Origin of the sequence: Chlamydia pecorum E58 (assembly GCF_000204135.1) — a bacterium.
GTDB classification, from domain to species: Bacteria; Chlamydiota; Chlamydiia; order Chlamydiales; family Chlamydiaceae; genus Chlamydia; species Chlamydia pecorum.
The window spans coordinates 478,560-498,273 of sequence record NC_015408.1; the positions used below are offsets into that span (position 1 = coordinate 478,560).

The window sequence follows — 19,714 nt, forward strand, 5'->3', positions numbered from 1 at the left end:
TGTTTTTAATTATTAATTTTTTAGTTTCAAAAAAGTTTCCTTGGAATTAACCTTAAAGAACGTTAAGTTCTTTAACAGGATAGTCAACATGGGAGATAAGGAGATGCTGACAGCGGAGGTCTTTGGAGGGGGAGAGCTTTTTGGGGAGGTGAGAATTTCCGGAGCAAAAAATGCCACGACGAAGTTGTTAGTTGCGTCATTACTTTCTCAGCAGAGGACGGTTTTAAGAAATGTCCCCGACATAGAGGATGTACGATTAACAGTGGAGTTATGCAGGTCCTTAGGGGCAGAGGTGGATTGGGATAAGGATATTGAGGTGATCGAGATCCACACTCCAGAGATTCGAGTTTCTCAAGTGCCGGCAGTGTTTTCCCAGGTGAATAGAATCCCGATATTGCTTTTTGGGGCATTGTTATCAAGATGTCCCAAGGGGATTCGCGTGCCGATTTTAGGAGGAGATGCTATAGGAGCGCGGATGGTAAACTTCCATCTTGAGGGTTTGAGGAAACTCGGTGCTGAGGTTTCCCTAGATGCTAGGGGGTATTATGCCCAAGCTCAGAAGGGGCTCGTAGGGGCATACATCGATCTTCCTTATCCTTCTGTTGGGGCTACTGAAAATCTCATTTTAGCCTCCGCTTGTGCGCAGGGGAGGACGATTATCAAAAATGCCGCCTTGGAGGTGGAGATCTTAGATCTTATATTATTCTTACAAAAAGCCGGTGTAGAGATCACCACAGATAACGATAGAACAATCGAGATCTTTGGTGCTGAAGGGCTTCGAGATGTAGAGCATACCATGATCCCAGATAAAATTGAGGCGGCCTCATTTGGGATGGCGGCAGTCCTTACGGGAGGAAGAGTTTTTGTAAGAGATGCTAAGCAAGAACATCTGATCCCATTCTTGAAGACTTTACGTTCTATAGGTGGAGGGTTTACCATCTTAGATTCCGGAATAGAGTTCTTCCAGGAAAAACCTCTGCAGGGAGGAGTTGTTATAGAGACCGATGTGCATCCGGGATTCCTAACAGATTGGCAGCAGCCTTTTGCTGTACTGCTCTCGCAAGCTGAGGGCTCCTCAGTCATTCATGAAACTGTACATGAAAATCGCTTAGGGTATTTAAAGGGACTACAACAGATGGGAGCAAAATGTCAGCTGTTTCATCAGTGCCTGAGTTCCAAAGCTTGTCGATACACTACGGGAAATTATCCCCACAGCGCAGTAATTTATGGAGTTACACCATTACGTGCTGCCCACCTTACTATCCCTGACCTTCGGGCAGGATTTGCCTATGTTATGGCTGCGCTTGTAGCAGAACATGGATCTTCCTTAATAGAGAATGCCCATATATTGGATCGTGGGTATTACAATTGGGTCGAGAAACTGCAGAGCTTAGGAGCAAAGATTCAGGTGTTTACAAAAGAGACAGCACATTATAGGTAGGAGAGGGTCCTTAGTCCCAAAAGATGCATCCCTGTTGCTAGGACTTTTTCTGTTAAGGCACATAGGGTTAAACGCTCGCTTTCAAGTGGAGAGCCTTCAATATGACAGTCTCGGAAAAACCTGTTGAATTTCTGCGTGAGGGTGTAGAGGTACTCCGTAAGGAAATGGGGACAGAGTTCTTTAATGGTGAGTTGTAGCGCTTCAGGGAAACGTAATAGAGACAGTGCTAAAGCCTCTTCCGCAGGATCTTGGAGACTAAGAGGGCCAGATAAGGAGAGTTCCTGAAGGTGTAAGCGTCGCTTAATCCCTTGGATCCTTACATAGGCATACAGGAGAAACATTGCTGTATTGCCATCAAAGCGGAGCATCTTCTCGAAAGAAAAAATATAGTCGCTCACTCTGTGCGAAGAGAGATCTGCATATTTAATGGCATTGATGCCAATAATAGGAGCAAGCTCTTCTAGTTCAGTCTCTGTCACTTCAGGACGATGAGAGAGTAAAGCTTCCCTAGCTTTTTCTATAGCAGTATCAAGGAGCTCCTGAAGCTTGATATTTTCCCCAGAACGGGTTTTAAACTTCTTCCCTTCAGCATCTAAGACTAAGCCAAAACCGACATGGGAAAACATCCCTGGATGGAGGTAGCCCGCAGCGATTGCGGTCGCTTCAAGAAGCTGGAAATGTAACGACTGCCCGAGGTCTGTGACGATGATGATTTTCTCTGCATGATCGTGCTCAACGCGGTAGCGCATGGCTGCAAGATCTGTCGTAGCATAGTTATAGCCCCCATCACTTTTTTGCACCATAAAGGGAATAGAAAAGCCCTCATGAAACACACACTTTGCTTTGTCAGATAACGTAATAAGGTGCTTGCTCTCTAAATCTTGTATCACTTCAGGTAGAAAAGGATTGTAGAAAGACTCCCCTCGCTTTTCTAAGGTAATGTCTAAGATATCATAAATTTGCTGGAAAGCTTTTTCAGAGATCTCACAGATCTTTTTCCAAAGCGCTAGGGCCTGAGGCTCTTGTGCTTGCAATGCCACTACGCGTTGCTGAGCGCGTTTTTTAAAGGCCTCTTCTTCAGCAAAGCGTTTATGGGCACGCTTATAAAGCTCCGTAAGGTCTTTAAGGTTGTCTAAGTTCGCTTCCTCAGGGGACTCTTCAATAAAAGCGATCAGCATTCCAAAGGCTGTTCCCCAATCTCCAATATGGTTTAAACGTAGGACCGAGTTGCCTACATAAGAGAGAATCCGAGCGAGGCACTCTCCAATGATGGTAGAACGCAAATGGCCCACATGCATATCCTTAGCAATATTTGGAGAGGAGAAGTCAATAACGATGTTTTGCGGATGTTCTACGCGAAGACCAGAAGCTAAGGTAGAGGAAAAGGAGTTGAGACGCTCAGTAAGAAACTTAGAAGAAAAGGTAAAGTTAATAAATCCCGCGCCGGCAATTTCTATAGAATCAAAGAATTCCTTATGAGGGAGGTGGGAGACAATTGCTTCAGCAATACTTCTAGGAGCTTGTTTTAATACACGAGCAAGCTTCATAGCATCGTTACACTGGTAATGGCCAAACAGCTCCTTTGTAGAAGGAGTAACTTCAGGCTCCCATCCTTTCACTTCCGGAAAGGCTAAAGAGAGCGCTTGGTGACATAAAACTGAAAGTTCTGAGAGGAGAGAGTGCATATTTTATGGGATGTCTCCATGGCAACCGGCTTCATACCATGTTTTTAACTCTGCAATTTTTTGCATGATGCGTTCGGTGGCAAGTTTATAGGCTTCTTTATGTGAAAGGTTTGGATGATTAAAAAGGTCATCAAAGTAAAGAGGTGTCCCAAATACTGTAGTGATTGTTCTCCAAATTTTTGGGAATTTCCTATGACGGCTAAAAGCTTCATAAGACCCTCCAACATATGCTGGGATCACAGGAACACGTGCTTTCATCACGATCATCCCTATGCCAATTTTCCCCTCTTGTAATTCTCCATCAGGACTTCGCGCACCCTCAGGATAGATCACGAGCTTTTTCCCCTCATGAAGGAGCTGACAAGAGATTCTAAGAGCTGCAGAGTTGCCCCCGCCACGATGAACTGGATGACAGGCCCATTGTTTCCAAAGCCAAGTAGTGAAGCGGTTGCCAAAGAGCGTAGAGCGAGCAAGGTGATGAAGACAGCCAAAAACGGAAAGTTGAAGCGCTACAGGGTCTAAAAAGGAATTATGATTTGCTGCAATGATCGCTGGGCCGCGAATGAAGTTCTTCTTTACTCCAAAAGTTTTTAACCGATACAGAAGAGAAAAGACTACTCGAGTAAAAAATTTACAAATATAAAAGATCATGGCTGAGAAGAAAATAATACCGACAAAATTTTCTCCAGAACCTGGCTTATTGTCAAATCCGAAGAGTCAATAATGATGGCATTTTCAGGGACAACAAGAGGATCGTGGAGACGTTGGGAATCTGCAGCATCTCTTTGTAGTAGCTCAACTTTTAACATCTCTTGAGATAAAGAATTCTCAGGAAGATCCCGTAGGCGCCTTTGTGCACGCACATCAGGATGTGCAGTAAGAAAGATCTTAACGTCTGCATTGGGGAAGACTTTAGAGCCTAAATCTCTTCCTTCAAAAATACAGTTGCCCAATTGTGCATAGCGTCTTTGCAAAAGATGCATGAACTTACGAATTTCAGGAGATTGCGAAAGCTGCGAAGCAGCATTGGCAACTTCCTGAGTTGTGAGTTCAGAACCCAGTTGTCGATTTTGGAAAAATGCTTTTAAGGGTTGTCCTGTAGCGAAGGTAAAGGAAAAGGGAGGATTTTCAAGAAAAGCATGCAAGGGAAGAGAGTCCCAGGGTTTTTGTAAGCGCGCATAGGCCAGAGTACGATACATAGCTCCTGTATTGCAGTAGTTAAAATTTAAACGATCTGCAAGGGCTTTGGCAATCGTGCTTTTCCCTGTTCCTGAAGGGCCATCTATAGTGATAATCATCCTAAGAACTCTTTGATGTTTATGATGCGCAGAAAGAGATAAATTAAAGGCGTAGAAAGTAGAAGAGAATCTAACGTGTCTAGCATCCCACCAATCGCTTGGATTTTATTACTATTTTTAAGATGTGCATCACGTTTAAACATGGACTCTATGATATCTCCGAAAAAGCCACAGACCCCTAAAATCATTCCGAGGGGAATGAGCAATGCAGGATAAGGGAAGTAACTCATATAGTTTTCAGGAGTTTGGAAGAAAAACACTAGACTAATTAACGTCGCTCCTAAACATCCTGCCACAAAACCCGTAATGGTTTTGTTTGGACTAATGGTAGGGGCAATTTTCCTTTTCCCAAAACCCTTACCGAAAAAATAGCCAAAAATATCTGCGCCTTTTGTTGTCGCAATAAGGAAGGATGCCCACCATACCCCTAAATAGGGCTCTGGAGAGTTTACAAAGCCATAAAGGATACGAAGAAACAAACGGATAGGGACAGCAACATAGAGAATAGAAAATAAGGTAATCCCAGAGACAAACAGAGGACCTATAGAGAGTTTTCGGGATTTGAAGATGTTAATTACTAGCCAAATTAATAGAAAAGTCCAAGGTAAGACTGAAACATATTCGGGGAGGAGGTGACTCCAGCGGATCGTAGGGAAGCTCATGGCAATAAAAATAAAGGAACCAAGGGAAGCATAGGTTTTAAAAGGGTATTGGCATTTCACATATGCCATTGTGGAGTACTCATATGTCCCTACAGTGCTACAGATTGCGACAATAAATCCTAATACCAAAGAGGTTAGAGGGATTAATGAGTTATAGAGTAGGAGAACAAGAAAGGTAAGCACGAGAGAGTGTACGACAACACGTTGAAAAAGATCTCCATAAACTAAAGGTTTGAATTTTTTAGGCAATCTATCTCTCACTATTTCCCTCCTCGTCGAGATCTTTGTTGATAGACTTTAATTGCATCAATGAAATGCTGAGGTGTAAAATCTGGCCATAAAACTTCCGTAACGTATAGTTCTGTATACGCTATTTGCCATAATAAAAAATTACTCACACGCATTTCTCCTCCCGTACGAATCAATAAATCAGGATCTGAGAGGCCTGCAGTGTCTAAGTACGACCCAACTAGAGACTCAGAGAGATCCTCGGAAGAGATTTTTTGGCGCGTAAGGTCGTAATGAAGTTTCTTAAAAGCGCGGACTAATTCGTCCTTAGCTCCGTAATTAATAGCTAGGACCAATTCTAGACAAGAAGAGTTTTCTGTTTGCTTTTCTGCATGAGTAATTTGTTCTTGGATATTTTGAGGAAGTTTTGAAAGATCCCCGATACAACGGAGTCGGACCCCCTGGTTCATAAGAAAAGGAAGTTGTTTACCCAACTGAGAATGAAACAGTAAAAATAATTCTCTGACCTCTTCCTGAGAGCGAGAAAAATTCTCAGTAGAAAACACAAAAAGTGTTAGGACTTTAATTCCCAAGGTGACCGCAGAAGAAACAATCTTCGGAAGCACCTGAACCCCGTAGTAGTGACCAGAAGTTTTCCCTTTGCAACAAAGATGACGACGTTGCTTAAGCCATCTTCGGTTGCCATCCATAATAATCGCAACATGTTTAGGGAGAGGCTTTCCTAAAGCAAGACTAGCACTTATCTGATCCGAAGCTAGAGATACATCCATATAGTATTATAGTACGCCACAATTCTCTAGATGAGATTCCTGAGTTTTTCTCAAACGAATTAATGTAATAATTGAGAAATTATTTTAGAGATATACCCATAGAACTTTGCTTGTTGGCTGGAGCCTAAAAGACATAGTAGAAGAAACTAGAATATCTTGACAAGTTGACATTCATAACTTTTTAAGTCTTTTTTAATAAAAAGTTTTTAGACATATTGTTCTAATATATCTGTTGTGAAGGCTTTTTGAAAATCTTTTTTCTCACTTTGAAATAACGCGGTTTTTTATTGGATGTTTTGTTATATTTAATTCGAGTTTTTATGTGCCTGTTAAATAAAGTTTTAGTGAGAATTAAATTATGAAGTTTTCTCGTATTGGCGGTGGATTTGTTGTTAGACCTTCGTTTCCTTGGCTGAAAATTTCTCGAGGGAATCATAAAGTTCTCTATTTACCCAAAGTTAAACAGACTGCAAAAAAAATGGTCACAGCCATTTTTACATGTATAGGGTTAAGCTTAATAGGGTGTGCAGTCTTTGCTGCTGGCGCATGTCAAACGTTTATCCCATCATTAGCATTGTCTCTTGTTGGGCTGTGTTTTTTTATTCTTGCATATCATCAATATCTTAAGGGAAGAGTTGAGGTTTCCCTGCCGATATCCAGTAGAAAATCTGCAGCCCAGATTTCTTGGGGTTCTTTTCTTTCTTTATTACGGCCTTGGAAAAAAGTCGCCCCAGGATATTTTTGCCATCCTGAAAAACCCTTATATGTCTGTGAGGGGTCTAAGGCTGCTCTTCAAGCAATCTTTCGACAAAGAAAAGGGGAGAATCACGGGATTTTTTTACTGCAAGAGATGGACTATAAAGCGATCTATACGCAAAGTCAGGGGAAAAATACGCTTTCTCAAAAGGCTTTTCACTTGCCTGGGGAATTTCATAACCAATTAAGGCATAGTATAAGTAAAAAGGATGCGCTACTAGCTCCCTTAGAAGTATTATGTCCAGAATCTCTAGGGAAGCCTTTCCCGCAGTGGGTTATTTGTGTAAATATTCCAGGGATCTCCGATGACGATATTTCCGATGAGGATAAAATTAGGTCCTATTCGAAGTGCTACTTACAAGGTTTTCTTAAAGCTGTTGAAACAGCAAAGACCTCGCGTGTTGTAAATCATGTAGGGTTATGCATACTAACTCCAATTCTCGGAGTCCCACAAAGTCTTTCTTCAAAAGAGGAAACCTATACTCTCAACTTGTCAAAAATTGCTTTTATGCAAGCTGCGGAATCCCTAGCTTCAGAAACTTTAGTTATGGAGGGAGAGTGTTGGCCGATTACCTTGGTACTTACAGATCCTAGGAGTGTTGCGCCTTTACGTTCTTTCCAGCAGAAGTTAAACTATGCAGGAATCAATTTTACAGAGCTGTCAGAAGAAAGCCGTTGTTGTGTCGTAATGTAGCTAAAAACGGGGATGGGAAGGAAGGCGATAATTGTGTCTCTACAATCCGTCCCCCTCTTCGTTTGACGATTTTTTTTTTAATTGGTATTTTGGTTTTAATAATTTAAGGAAGAAGAGCCTGTCGTGAAATCTAATGTTAGGCGAAATTTTAGTATAATTATTTGCGTCTTTTCTTTGGCTTTATACTATGTATTGCCAACATGTTTTTATTATATGCGTCCATTGCAAAAACCTATAGATCATAAGGAAGCAACGCATATCATTAAACAGTTTGTAAAACAGTCCTCAAAAGCGTGCCGGGAGGTAAGAACGCGAATTTCTGCGGTTCTTTCTTCTTTAAATATCAAAGCAAAAATTGAACCCCACGCAAAAACTCAGGGTGTGTTTGATGTGCATTTTCGTAATATAGAAGATGCGCAAGTTTTTATTGCGAATTTAGCGCATGGAGAGCCCAGCGTTCCGATAAAATCCGCAAAGCTTTATGTGCTTGGGCATGACTCCCGTGTAGATACTGCTGTAGTGCAAGTTTCTGGGGCACAGGTGGCTCCTGTTGAGGAAAAGGATTTTTATTTTGTTTCCTATGCGCATGATAACCAAGCCGTCTCACAAGCTGTGCTTTCAGAAGTTCGCGAAGTTTTTGAAGAGCTTCCCTTGGAGTGTTCCTGTGATTACCCTTCTCCATGGGAAACAGTTTCTAATGAACAGGTACTGCATTATGTAGGGCGCCTTTCCTCTGGATTCCAGATTTTCCCCGAGAAGAATTTTTCTTCCTTTGTAAGGATGATGTTTCTTTCAGATAAGGATGTCCTAGCTTTTCTTCATAGGCTAGAGAAGCTGTCTTTGAGTGAGAATTCCAAGCTCTCTTCCGAAAAGCTAGAGGAATTGACTTCCCTGCATAGAAAGTTGCGCAAAGTGCATCAGAAGAGCCGAGTTTCTGAGAGATTGTGTGTCGAAGAGAATGTACTTCATTGTGATCGCTCATCCCTATTTTTCTCTTCAGTTACCTTTCTTCCCAAGACAAAAAGTGTGCGCTTTTCCCTACATCCTGAACTTCTAGAGAAAAGAGCGACGCTTTCTCCTGAATTGCGCTTGGATTTAGATGGCTGGCTAGCTACAGAGAAACAACGGATTTCCCAGAAGCTCAATCGAAAATTGGAAGAGTGCCCAGAAGGGTTTTCTTGTGAGTTTATAGACAAGGAAGCTTGTGGGAAAATTGTCTTAATGCAAGAGAAAGTGACGCAAAATCTTGTTGCTCATTTAACTACGCTAGTGAAAAATCGCCCTTCCCCAATCTCCTGTGATTTTTCTCCAGAGTGCTTCCCAATTTACAGCCGCCCTCCGACGCAAGAGGACGCTTTAGGGTGTTTTATCTTTTCCCCCAAGGAAGATTGCCAGCATTTCTATCGAGGTGCGATTTATGTGGTATTTAAAGGATTGCGTACAGTTTTGGCGAAATACCAAGAAAGCTTTGGGGAGGAACGCCAAGCTTTTGAATATGATTTACAAAAGCTCTATCAATGCTTTTCTCATATGGAATCTTCCTCTTGGGCTATAGGAGAAGATCAAGTTTTAGAAATCCGTCATCCTTTAAAATTCCATGTGGATGTGTGGGGAGAAGACTTTGTTTTTTCTCAAGAAGGTAATGCCTGTTTAGAAGTTAGTACGATAAAAGATCGCCTAGAGAGGCTTAATGTTATAGAGAAGAACCGCCAAAATGAGTTAGTTCAATGGCATGAGCTCTATCGTCAGGCAAGCTGCTCTATGAATCCTCAAGAGCGTTTGCGGGCTCCAATTCCTCACCAAAGTGCCCTGGTCGAGAACTTAAAATTGAACTTCAGAAAGTATGCTAGGGGGGAGAATGCCCTGCGTTTAGGCGTGGATTTTATCGGGGGAAAACAGCTCATGCTTTCCTTCAAAGATCATCAAGGCAAGCGACTTTCTGATAAGGAGAACATCTTAAAGGTTTCTGATGAGCTTTACTCGCGCTTAAATAAACTAGGGGTTTCTGAAGTGGAAATCCGTCGAGAAGGCGACTACATATACCTAAGTGTTCCTGGTTCTGCGAAGGTGTCTCCTGCAGAGATTTTAGGGACATCAAAGATGAGTTTCCATGTAGTGAACGAGAAATTCTCTCCCTATAATACGTTCCGCTATGAAGTGCAGAGATTTTTAGATTACCTGTGGTTTTCAGCACAATCTCAGGGACAGCTCTCGTCGGAATTTATAAATGCCTTGGCGAGTCAGGTTTTTTATGGGTCTCAAGAGACTTTGCCTCCTAGTGTTCGTGAGGCTATCGGGAAGCTCAAGCAAGAGGGACTAGCTTTTTCCTTAGAAGAGAGTGCTCCGAGTTCTTCTGAATTGGATACCCAGCTTTCTATGATTGCCATTCAAAGGGATGTAGAGAGCAAAGTGAATCCTTTAATGATTGTATTTAGGAATTACGCATTAGATGGAGCCTCCTTAAAGGATATCCGTCCTGAGTTTTCCCCAGGAGAGGGGTATATTTTGAGTTTCTCAGTGAAGGATAGGGGAGTTTCGCAAAGCTCAAATAGTTCTCCTACAGAGAGCTTTTATGCATGGACATCAGCATTTTGTCAGGATGGTGTTTCGGGAAGTCCACGGAGCCAATATTCAGGAAATCGCGGTTGGCGTATGGCTGTGGTTCTTGATGGGCAAGTGATTAGCAGTCCCGTATTAAATGCACCTTTAAGAGAACATGCTAGTGTTTCTGGAAATTTCACTCATCGAGAAGTAAGTAGGCTCGCTGCAGATTTGAAATCTGGAGTCATATCTTTTGTCCCCGAGGTTCTTAGTGAGGAGACCATCTCTTCAGAACTTGGGAAACAACAGGGAGTGCAAGGGGCTTTTTCCGCTTGTTTAGCGCTAGCAGTGCTGATCATATTGATGAGCGTGTATTACAAATTTGGAGGGGTGATTGCTTCGGGAGCTGTTATCCTGAATATGTTATTGATTTGGGCTGCGCTGCAATATTTGGATGCTCCTTTGACGCTTTCTGGCCTAGCCGGGATAATCCTTGCTATGGGAATGGCTGTGGATGCGAACGTTCTTGTTTTTGAACGGATTCGAGAAGAATTTCTTTTATCGCGGAGTTTGGCTCTTTCCATAGAGACGGGATATAAAAAAGCCTTTGGGGCAATTTTTGATTCCAATTTGACTACAGTGTTGGCTTCTGTATTGCTTTTGCTATTAGACACAGGGCCGATTAAAGGGTTTGCATTAACATTGATCTTAGGAATTTTTTCCTCGATGTTTACGGCATTGTTTATGACGAAATTTTTCTTCGTCATGTGGATACGTAAAACGCAAGAAACCCAGTTGCACATGATGAACAAGTTCATCGGGATCAGACATGATTTCTTAAAAGAGTGCAAGAAGCTTTGGTTGGTTTCTGGAAGTGTTATAGTTCTAGGAGGCGTAGCTTTAGGGTTTGGTGCATGGAACTCTGTATTAGGTATGGACTTTAAGGGAGGCTATGCATTTACAGTACAGGCAGAAAATCATGATGCGGATCTTTCTAAAATCCAGAAGCAGGTAGCAAATAAGCTACAGCTGGCAGGGTTGTCCTCTAGAGATTATCGTATTAAGGTCCTTTCGTCTTCAGAGAAGCTCAAAGTGTATTTTAGCCGTAAAGCTCTGTCTCGAGCCAATCCTTCTTTTGCAAGAGAAGAAATTTCAGATCCAGAATTGGCTGTTGCAGTGGGGTTATTGTCAGAGACAGGAGTAGATGTTTCTTCAGAGAGCCTGAAGGAGATACAAAACTTTTGGACAAAAGTGAGTGGGCAATTTTCTAATAAAATGAGGCAGCAAGCTCTCCTGGGGCTTTTAGGAGCTATGGGGATCATCTTGCTTTATGTAAGTTTCCGTTTTGAATGGCGCTATGCATTTAGTGCTGTGTGTGCTTTGATGCACGATTTAATCGCAACATGTGCGGTGCTTGTTGCTACTCACTTTTTCCTACAGAAGATCCAAATAGACTTGCAGGCTGTTGGAGCTTTAATGACTGTATTGGGTTATTCATTAAACAACACGTTGATTATCTTCGATCGGATTCGTGAGGATCGTCAAGAAAGATTATTTACCCCTATGCCGGAATTAATAAATGATGCATTGCAAAAGACTTTGAGCCGTACAGTAATGACGACAGCGACAACACTATCAGTGTTGCTGATATTGTTGTTCGTTGGTGGGGGCGCCGTCTTTAACTTTGCTTTCATTATGACAATCGGGATCCTGCTAGGAACTCTATCGTCGTTATACATTGCCCCTCCTCTTTTGTTATTCATGGTTCGGAAAGAGAAGCTTAAGCAATAAAGAAAATTACGATTGCTTGTCGATTTTATTAAGAGAAAATCTTAAAAAAAAGGCCTTATTGGGGCTGATACCTTAATGATGAAAAATGTACATGTGCCTCAAGGTTCTCCAAAGTGGGTATATCCTAAGCAGGATCATGCTTTCCGCTCAAAGGTGATAAAAGAATTTCACTTGAACCCTATTGTAGCACAGATTTTTGTTTCTCGAGGGTTTCATTCCCTCGAGGAAATCCATAGTTTCCTATATAGCCATTTATCGAGTCTTTATGATCCTAAGTTATTTTGCGATATGCCCAAAGCTGTAGACCGGCTTCTTTTAGCAAGGGAAAAGCAAGAGCATGTTGTGATTTATGGAGACAGTGACGTAGATGGGATGACGGGAGTCGCTCTACTCGTAGAGTTTTTCCAGATGATAGGTATTAAGGTAAGTTATTTCTTCCTTGGGGGGATGCTGAAGCAGCTTGGGGAGATTTTAACATTGATTACAAAGTTAAAGGAGGAAAATGCCTCTTTGCTCATCACTGTCGATTGTGGAATTACTGCTGGAAAAGAAATTAGTGATATTACCAAACAAGGAATCGATGTTATCGTTACAGATCACCATATGCCCACAGGGAAAATTCCACATTGTGTAGCGACGTTAAATCCTCAACTGAAAGGCAACACGTATCCAAATCGTGGACTTACAGGTGTTGGCGTAGCGTTTAAGCTAGCGCAAGGAGTATATAATGCACTGGTTTCTAAGGGGGATTTAAAAAAGGAGCAAATCGACCTAAAACGTTTTTTAGATTTAGTGACATTTGGGACGCTAACGGACATGGGAGAGCTCTTAGGAGAGAATCGTATGATGGTTCGGTATGGAATTAAAGAGATCTCTCGAGGAAGACGGTTAGGATTAAACAAGCTGTGTGCATTATCAGGAGTAGAGAAAAGCAAGGTGACTTCTACAGATATTGTATTGAAGATTGCCCCGAAACTTAATAGCTTAGCTCGGCTCGCAGATCCTGCAGAGGGAGTAGAACTGCTGTTAACACGAGATCCTAAACGTGCAGATGATTTGATTAAAAAAATTGATGTGGTTAACCGTGAACGGCAGAGAATAGAAGCAGAAGTCTTTCAAAGTGTTCAGAAGATCCTTGAGGACGACCCCAAGATTTTAAAACATGCAGCTATTGTATTGGCATCTTCAGAGTGGCATGCTAGGGTAATTCCTATAATTGCGGCAAGGCTAGCAAAGGCCTATAATAGGCCTGTGGTGATTATTTCTATTCAAGATGGGATAGGAAAGGGATCAGCAAGGACCGTAGGGGCCTTTTCTTTGTTTGGGATTTTGAAAAAGTGTTCTTCCCTATTTCTTTCCTACGGAGGGCACGACTTTGCTGCAGGGATTATTTTAAAAGAAAATCACATCGAAGATTTCAGGAAGAAGTTTATCCACTTAGTGAACTCTTCTCTGAAAAAAGATGATACTACCATTACCTTCCCCTTGGATGCTCATGCAGAGTTTAATGAAATCGACTACGACCTTCTCGCCTCATTAGAACTCTTCGAGCCTTTTGGTAAGGGAAACCCTGTTCCTGTATTTTACACTACAGTTCATCAGGTGCGCTATCCTAAACTGCTCCCAGGAAACCATCTGAAACTTTTTGTTGGCCAGGGAGAAAGAAATCTTGAAGCCATTGCTTTCGGTATGGGAGAACGTATATTAGAGCTAAAATTTCAATGGCATCTTCCATTAGAGATCGTTTATACCCCAAGGATCTCTTCTTCCTCGGGAGTGATTCATTTGCTTATACGAGATTTTCGCGTTATTAAAGAAAAGTCTTAGTTCTAGGTTTTTTAGATTTTTTTTGTCTAGTTTGCGTATGCTTTCTGCCTAATTGCAATTAGGTAGAGATTATGATCACTTTGGTCCCTCACGCAGTATTGTCTCAAGAGCAGATAGCATATTTGTCTAAGCCTTCCCCAGAGCCTAAAGTGTGTTACTATTCTTCAGAAAGAGTACGGAGATGGGAGACGTTTAAACTTCAGCATCCCACCGTGGTGTTGATTTGTACTCTGGTAATTTCCCTCATTAAGCTGCTTTTAGCAGTGGTTTTCTTCCCCTTGGGGTTGGTAATGTTTTTAAATGGGTTTTGTCAGGCTCTTGTCCTTCCTGCAGCTTTTATGGGAGGGTGTTTAGGGAGGCTCTTAAGAATCTTCGGTTACATAGGTAGAAAAGATCTTGTTCATCCTTTTCATAATATTGCTAGGGATATTCGCATTAAAAAGATAGAGCGTACTCCTATACAGTATGACCATGTACTTGTAGACTCTATAGAATTACACTTGAACAATGCTAAGCCCACACGGTGGATTCTTGTATCAGACGGGAACTTCTTTGGTATGGAGAACCGATTTAAGCTGTTAGGTTGTAGAAACCCCCTAGTAGACCTTGCAGAAAAGCTTGAGGCAAACCTGCTATTTTTTAACTATCCAGGTGTTGTAAGTAGTCGAGGGCCAGTAAGCAAAGAAGGATTAGTCAAGTCTTATCAAGCATGTGTGCGCTACCTTAAAGATCCCCAACAGGGACTTGGGGCAAAGGAAATCCTTGGATATGGGATATCTTTAGGAGGAGCGGTACAGGCAGAAGCCTTAAAAGATGAAGTTCTAGATGGATCTAATGGAGTGCAATGGATACTGATTAAAGATAGGACTTTTACTTCAATGAGGGAGGTCGGAAAATCTTTATTCGGAAAATTTGGCGTGTGGCTAACTCAAGGGTTTGGGTGGGACATGGATCCCGCAAAAATTAGCGAAACCGTGTGTTGTCCTGAAATCTTTATATATTCTTCACAAATCGGAAGCCAAGTCGTTGCTTCTGATGGAAAATTTGAACCCAATTTAAGCTTTGCTTCGGCCTTTGTAAAAGAAGGCACACTGATTAATACTCCAAAGCCCAAAGTACCGATAGGGATGCCTCTTCTTGGCCATGCAGAGAATCTCTATGATGAGCTTATTGATGCAATCGCAGTAGCCGCTAAGAGCTTCCTTAAGTCCTCTACGTTTGAAAATTGAGAGGGAGGCGCTAGATTTTTGTCTAGTATTTTTATGACAATAGGGATTTGACACTAGAAAAGATCACAATTTGATAGAGATCACTAAGGTTCTTCCTGATATTTTTTAGGATTCCCTGTATAATATTGGGGAGGGAACCTTTCTTGTTTTCTATGGCTTCAGTTAGAGCAGTACAACCATTTTTTGACCTACATCCAAAACCTACTGTTTACATGTTTTCTTCAGAAAGCAGTCGTAAAAGTTGGGAACAGAGGAGCGCGTCTCCTCGTAAGCATGCAGTTTTGGATGTGCTTATGCGTATAGCTAAGCTTTTTCTTGCTTTGATTTTCTTCATTCCCTTAGGGATCTATTGGCTTTTGGAAAGAGTGTGTCAAAATATCGTGATTCCCTCTGCTGGAGGGTTTTTATTTCGCCCTCTTTGTCGAGTGAATAGCATGCTGCAAAGTATGTATGTAGCAAGAATTTATAGGTGGTTAGAGAAAAAAGATGTGACATCAGCAGATAGAGTGGTGCTGCAATATGACCACTTGCGCATTGATACTTTGAAGCTTACTTTCCCTGGAGCTCGAGGAAATCGCTGGATGCTGGTTTCTTTAGGGAACGCAGAGTCTATAGAGGGATATGTAATTCAACATGATCTTCGTGGGATTGTGAGTATAGCAAAGAAAGCTCACGCTAACTTGCTGTTCTTTAATTATCCTGGTGTGTGTTATAGTAAGGGGCCCGTTTCTGTAAGCAACCTAGTGCATGCATATCAGGGATGTCTGCGTTATTTAAGAGATGAAGATTCTGGGCCTAAAGCCAAGGAAATCATCGCCTATGGGTATTCTCTAGGAGCGAGCGTACAGGCAGAAGCGTTAAGTCAGGAAATCACAGATAATAGGGACGGAGTTTCTTGGTTTGTGATAAAAGATCGCGGAGCAAGATCTTTAGCTGCTGTAGCAAAGCAGTGGCTAGGACCCGTAGGGGCACAATTAACCAAGTGCCTGGGATGGAATATAGATTCTGAAAAGCATAGTCATGCATTGCGGTGCCCCGAATTGTTTACTTGTAGTGTGGATGAAAATCGTCAGCTAATCGGGGATGGTCTTTTTTCTAAAGATACATGTTTTGCTGCGGCATTTTTCCCTGAGGATAAAAGGGCTCAAGCTCGTGGAAAGAAGATTTCCATAGAGCAGGTATATCTTAACCACGTTGAGCCTTTATGTGTTGAGGCTGAAGACCTTATTGCCGAAGCTATCAGAGATCACTTCGGATAGCTCCATATAGTGCTTGGTATCTAAGTTGCTGTCTTGCCAGGATGCTGCAGAGTGTTCTAGCTTGTTATAGCGTGTAAAAATTCAAAGTAAACTCTTATTTTGTTAAGAAATCTTGATAATTAAGTTTTGGGGCAGTTTATTTTATTAAGATTTTATATTGAAAAAACTTTTTATTAACATAAGTCTTGATTAATAAAGCTTTTCTTAGGAAAATGTTTCTTTAAAATGCTTTCTAAAAGCAAGAAAATTAGCCACTTACTTTAATTTGAAAAACATGTTGCGAAGGGGGGATTGTTATTGTGAGATGTGGTCATGAGCAGTGTTTAGAGCCTGAAGAAGATTCTAAAGCACAAGATTCTAATTGGGTATCCATTACTCAGGCGGCAAAATTGCATAATGTCACCAGGCAAGCAATTTATGTTGCAATTAAGCAAAAAAAATTAAAAGCGTCCAAGGGTACGCGTTGGGAGATTAACCTTCGGGATTTAGAGGAATACAAACAAAATCGTTATTCTAGGAAGAAATCCTTATATCAGGGCGAACTCGTATTTGATAATGAGAAAGGGTGTTTCTCTGTAAATCAAGTTGCTGAGATTTTAGGAGTGCCTGTACAAAAGATTTATTATGCCACACGCACAGGAACGATGCGAGGGGAGCGTAAGGGTGCTGCCTGGGTAATACAGCTTTCAGAGATCGAAAGGTACAAAACAGAGTATTTGAATAAGCAATTAGCTAAAAAAGCTCGGCAAGCAGATCAGCAAACAGAGGCAAGTTTTGAATCTGAAGCACAAGAAAATTCTACAGCTGCAACGAAAATTGTAACTCTTTCTGAATCCTCTTCTTAACTTCTTTCGATATATTAAGATATTTTTAATTCCGCGATTTCTCTTTCTTTCGAGCGCTATAGTTCCCCTGTCTCATTTCTATCTATCTATTAACTTTTTTAATAAACCCCAGTAGATTTTTACTTCGGGGTTTTTTTATTTTTGAAAATTTAGATGAGCAGCACTTAAGAGGATTTCTCTTGAAGAAATAGATTATTTCCAGGTATGAAGGCTCCCTCATCTAAGGATAGGAAAGAATGAATTGGGAAAATGTTCGTGTTAGGGTCGCTCCCTCTCCTACAGGAGACCCTCATGTGGGCACAGCCTACATGGCGCTATTTAATAAAATTTTCGCAGAGCGATTCAAAGGAAAAATGGTCCTTAGGATCGAGGATACTGATAGAACCCGAAGTCGTGAAGACTACGAAAAAAATATCTTTTCTGCATTACAATGGTGTGGGATCCAGTGGGATGAAGGCCCTGATGTTGGGGGACCATACGGCCCTTATCGGCAATCCGAGCGCACAGAAATCTATAAAGAGTATGCACAGCTGTTGCTAAAGACGGATTATGCATATAAGTGCTTTGCAACTCCAAAGGAACTTGAGGAAATGCGTGCAGTTGCGAGCACCTTAGGATACCGAGGGGGCTATGACCGTAGGTATCGTTACCTCTCTCCTGAGGAGGTTAATGCAAGAGAGCGTGCCGGACAGCCCTATACAATCCGTCTGAAAGTGCCCCTTACTGGGGAGTGCGTATTTGAAGATTATAGCAAAGGAAGAGTCGCTTTCCCCTGGGCAGATGTAGATGACCAGGTTTTGGTAAAATCTGATGGTTTCCCTACGTATCACTTTGCAAACGTTGTTGACGATCACCTTATGGGAATTACTCATGTCCTCAGAGGAGAGGAATGGTTAAGTTCTACCCCTAAGCATCTTCTGCTTTATGAAGCTTTTGGTTGGCAGCCCCCAGTGTTTCTCCACATGCCTCTACTACTTAACCCAGATGGTTCGAAGCTCTCTAAAAGAAAAAATCCAACATCTATTTTTTACTACCGTGATTCGGGATATGTAAAGGAAGCCTTCATAAACTTTCTAACGTTAATGGGTTATAGCATGGAAGGGGATGAGGAAATCTATTCCTTAGAGCATATTATCCAGAACTTTGATCCCAAGCGTATTGGGACATCAGGAGCAGTGTTTGACATACGCAAGCTGGATTGGATGAACAAATATTACCTTAACCATAAGGATTCCCCAGAGGCATTGCTCATAGAGCTAAAGAAATGGTTGGTGAATGATGACTTTCTCTTAAAAATTCTTCCCCTATGCATGTCACGAATCACCACGCTCGCAAACTTCGTTGAACTTTCAGCATTCTTCTTCTCTACAACCCCAGAATATACCATCGAGAAGCTCGTCCCCCCTACAATTTCTGCAGAGAAAGCAGCAATCCTGCTCTATAGCTACATCAAATATCTCGAAAAAGCTGATCTCTGGGTAAAAGATCAGTTTTATCTTGGCTCCAAATGGCTCGCAGAAGCATTCCAAGTCCCTCATAAGAAGGCTGTGATTCCTTTGCTATACGTGGCTATTACAGGAGAGAAACAGGGCTTGCCTCTGTTTGACTCCTTGGAGATTCTAGGAAAATCCCGCGCAAGAGCTAGACTTTTTCATGCGCAGCAGGTACTTGGAGGCGTACCGAAAAAGACTCAGGCGCTTATTGATAAGGCACTGAACGCTGAGGACTTTTTCAATTGTAAACTTGAGCTGTAACCTTATTTAAAACAAGTAAGTCGTGAGTGAGAAGCTTGTAAAATTGCTTTGGCAAGGGAGAACTCCCAGCGCGTAGCTTTAGGAACCAAAGGATGCGCTCTTTTGGCTAAGACGTAGCTACGTTCAGGTGGCATATACGAACACCCTACGGAAAATACAGAAAGTAGGAGAGTCAGGATAAGAAAAGAAAATCCTCGCATTTTTCCCCTGTCTTAGTTTCTTCAATGTTAGAAAATTATTTTGTTATCATTCAACGATTTAATTCCTCATTTATAACTAGCGCTTATACATAACAACCTGAGCTTTATAGGGTTGTTTTCTTTTAGTTTAGAATTTCTATATGCAATTTTTTCATTATAAAGACGTTGAGACTCAAAACCTCTCAACATAGATGTTTTCAGCACGTTGTTTTTTCACTGAATGCACTTTAAAAGTGGATTATTCAAAAATATGATTTTACAAAAATGATTTGATAAATTTTTTATTTTCATTTGTAATATAGCTTATATGAACGTGTTTTTTTAATTATTAAAAGCTTTGGGGGTTTTTAATAGTTAATAAGAGTTCATAATTCTTCTAATTAGAAAGGAGTTAAATTTTTATGAAAAAAGCTGTTTTACTTGCTGCAATTTTTGGCATTTTCAGCTTAAGTAGCTGCTGTCGTATTATAGACTGTTGTTTTGAAGATCCATGTTCTCTTCCTTCCTCCTGTGTTCCTTGCAAAAATGTAAGCAATTCCTGTGGATCTTACAAACCTTCATGCTCAAAACCTTGTGGGGGAGATCAAGGACAACAACAAGGCCCACAGGCTAAAGGCTGTTCATCTGTTAACGGTAGCTGCAGACAGTAAGGGGAGACCTTATCTGTTTACTTAAATTAATAGGGTAGTTAGGAAATAGACATACTTTCTAAC

General features: G+C 41.4%; 15 protein-coding genes. 9 read left to right on the forward strand and 6 right to left on the reverse strand.

From position 1 onward, the window contains the following. The first annotated feature begins 103 nt into the window (after positions 1-103). Positions 104-1,441, forward strand: coding sequence for a UDP-N-acetylglucosamine 1-carboxyvinyltransferase (gene murA / locus G5S_RS02220; RefSeq protein WP_013712550.1), 1,338 nt, complete (start codon positions 104-106; stop codon positions 1,439-1,441). Here murA and argS read toward each other — a convergent pair. Genes argS through G5S_RS02245 form a run of 5 tightly spaced genes read right to left on the reverse strand, consistent with a single transcriptional unit; the run spans position 1,432 to position 6,105 of the window. Next, complete coding sequence (gene argS / locus G5S_RS02225) at positions 1,432-3,126, reverse strand: arginine--tRNA ligase (RefSeq protein ID WP_013712551.1); 1,695 nt, start codon at positions 3,124-3,126, stop codon at positions 1,432-1,434. The genes murA and argS overlap by 10 nt on opposite strands. Positions 3,127-3,129: 3 nt before the next feature. Next, a complete protein-coding gene (locus G5S_RS02230) occupies positions 3,130-3,777 on the reverse strand; it encodes a lysophospholipid acyltransferase family protein (protein WP_013712552.1) in 648 nt (215 codons plus the stop codon). Next, positions 3,774-4,424 (reverse strand): (d)CMP kinase, encoded by a 651-nt coding sequence (cmk, locus tag G5S_RS02235; protein ID WP_013712553.1) that lies wholly within the window; start codon positions 4,422-4,424, stop codon positions 3,774-3,776. Before cmk ends, G5S_RS02230 begins: the two co-directional genes overlap by 4 nt. Further along, positions 4,421-5,347 (reverse strand): phosphatidate cytidylyltransferase, encoded by a 927-nt coding sequence (locus tag G5S_RS02240; RefSeq protein WP_013712554.1) that lies wholly within the window; start codon positions 5,345-5,347, stop codon positions 4,421-4,423. The genes cmk and G5S_RS02240 overlap by 4 nt, the downstream gene beginning before the upstream one ends. Continuing rightward, complete coding sequence (locus tag G5S_RS02245) at positions 5,347-6,105, reverse strand: isoprenyl transferase (protein WP_013712555.1); 759 nt, start codon at positions 6,103-6,105, stop codon at positions 5,347-5,349. Before G5S_RS02245 ends, G5S_RS02240 begins: the two co-directional genes overlap by 1 nt. Positions 6,106-6,463: 358 nt before the next feature. Between G5S_RS02245 and G5S_RS02250 the strand changes: the two genes are divergently transcribed. From G5S_RS02250 to gltX, 7 genes are all read left to right on the forward strand, one after another. Then, on the forward strand, positions 6,464-7,555 hold the full coding sequence (locus G5S_RS02250) for a hypothetical protein (protein WP_013712556.1): 1,092 nt from the start codon (positions 6,464-6,466) through the stop codon (positions 7,553-7,555). Positions 7,556-7,678: 123 nt separating this feature from the next. Continuing rightward, a complete protein-coding gene (locus tag G5S_RS02255; protein ID WP_013712557.1) occupies positions 7,679-11,887 on the forward strand; it encodes a protein translocase subunit SecDF in 4,209 nt (1,402 codons plus the stop codon). A 78-nt stretch (positions 11,888-11,965) separates the two neighbouring features. Beyond that, positions 11,966-13,714, forward strand: coding sequence for a single-stranded-DNA-specific exonuclease RecJ (gene recJ, locus G5S_RS02260; RefSeq protein WP_013712558.1), 1,749 nt, complete (start codon positions 11,966-11,968; stop codon positions 13,712-13,714). A 71-nt stretch (positions 13,715-13,785) separates the two neighbouring features. After that, complete coding sequence (locus G5S_RS02265) at positions 13,786-14,943, forward strand: CPn0927/CPn0928 family alpha/beta hydrolase fold protein (protein WP_013712559.1); 1,158 nt, start codon at positions 13,786-13,788, stop codon at positions 14,941-14,943. Positions 14,944-15,095: 152 nt separating this feature from the next. Then, positions 15,096-16,202, forward strand: coding sequence for a CPn0927/CPn0928 family alpha/beta hydrolase fold protein (locus G5S_RS02270; RefSeq protein WP_013712560.1), 1,107 nt, complete (start codon positions 15,096-15,098; stop codon positions 16,200-16,202). Between the two features lie 299 nt (positions 16,203-16,501). Beyond that, positions 16,502-17,047, forward strand: a complete 546-nt coding sequence (locus G5S_RS02275) for a helix-turn-helix domain-containing protein (RefSeq protein WP_013712561.1) — start codon at positions 16,502-16,504, stop codon at positions 17,045-17,047. Positions 17,048-17,283: 236 nt separating this feature from the next. Beyond that, positions 17,284-18,801 carry a glutamate--tRNA ligase gene (gene gltX, locus G5S_RS02280; RefSeq protein WP_013712562.1) on the forward strand — a complete coding sequence of 506 codons (1,518 nt, stop codon included), beginning with the start codon at positions 17,284-17,286 and terminating at the stop codon, positions 18,799-18,801. Positions 18,802-18,803: 2 nt separating this feature from the next. Here gltX and G5S_RS02285 read toward each other — a convergent pair whose 3' ends face one another. Next, positions 18,804-19,001, reverse strand: coding sequence for a hypothetical protein (locus G5S_RS02285; RefSeq protein ID WP_013712563.1), 198 nt, complete (start codon positions 18,999-19,001; stop codon positions 18,804-18,806). Positions 19,002-19,402: 401 nt separating this feature from the next. Between G5S_RS02285 and G5S_RS02290 the strand changes: the two genes are divergently transcribed. Then, positions 19,403-19,651, forward strand: coding sequence for a small cysteine-rich outer membrane protein (locus tag G5S_RS02290; protein WP_013712564.1), 249 nt, complete (start codon positions 19,403-19,405; stop codon positions 19,649-19,651). Positions 19,652-19,714: the final 63 nt, after the last annotated feature.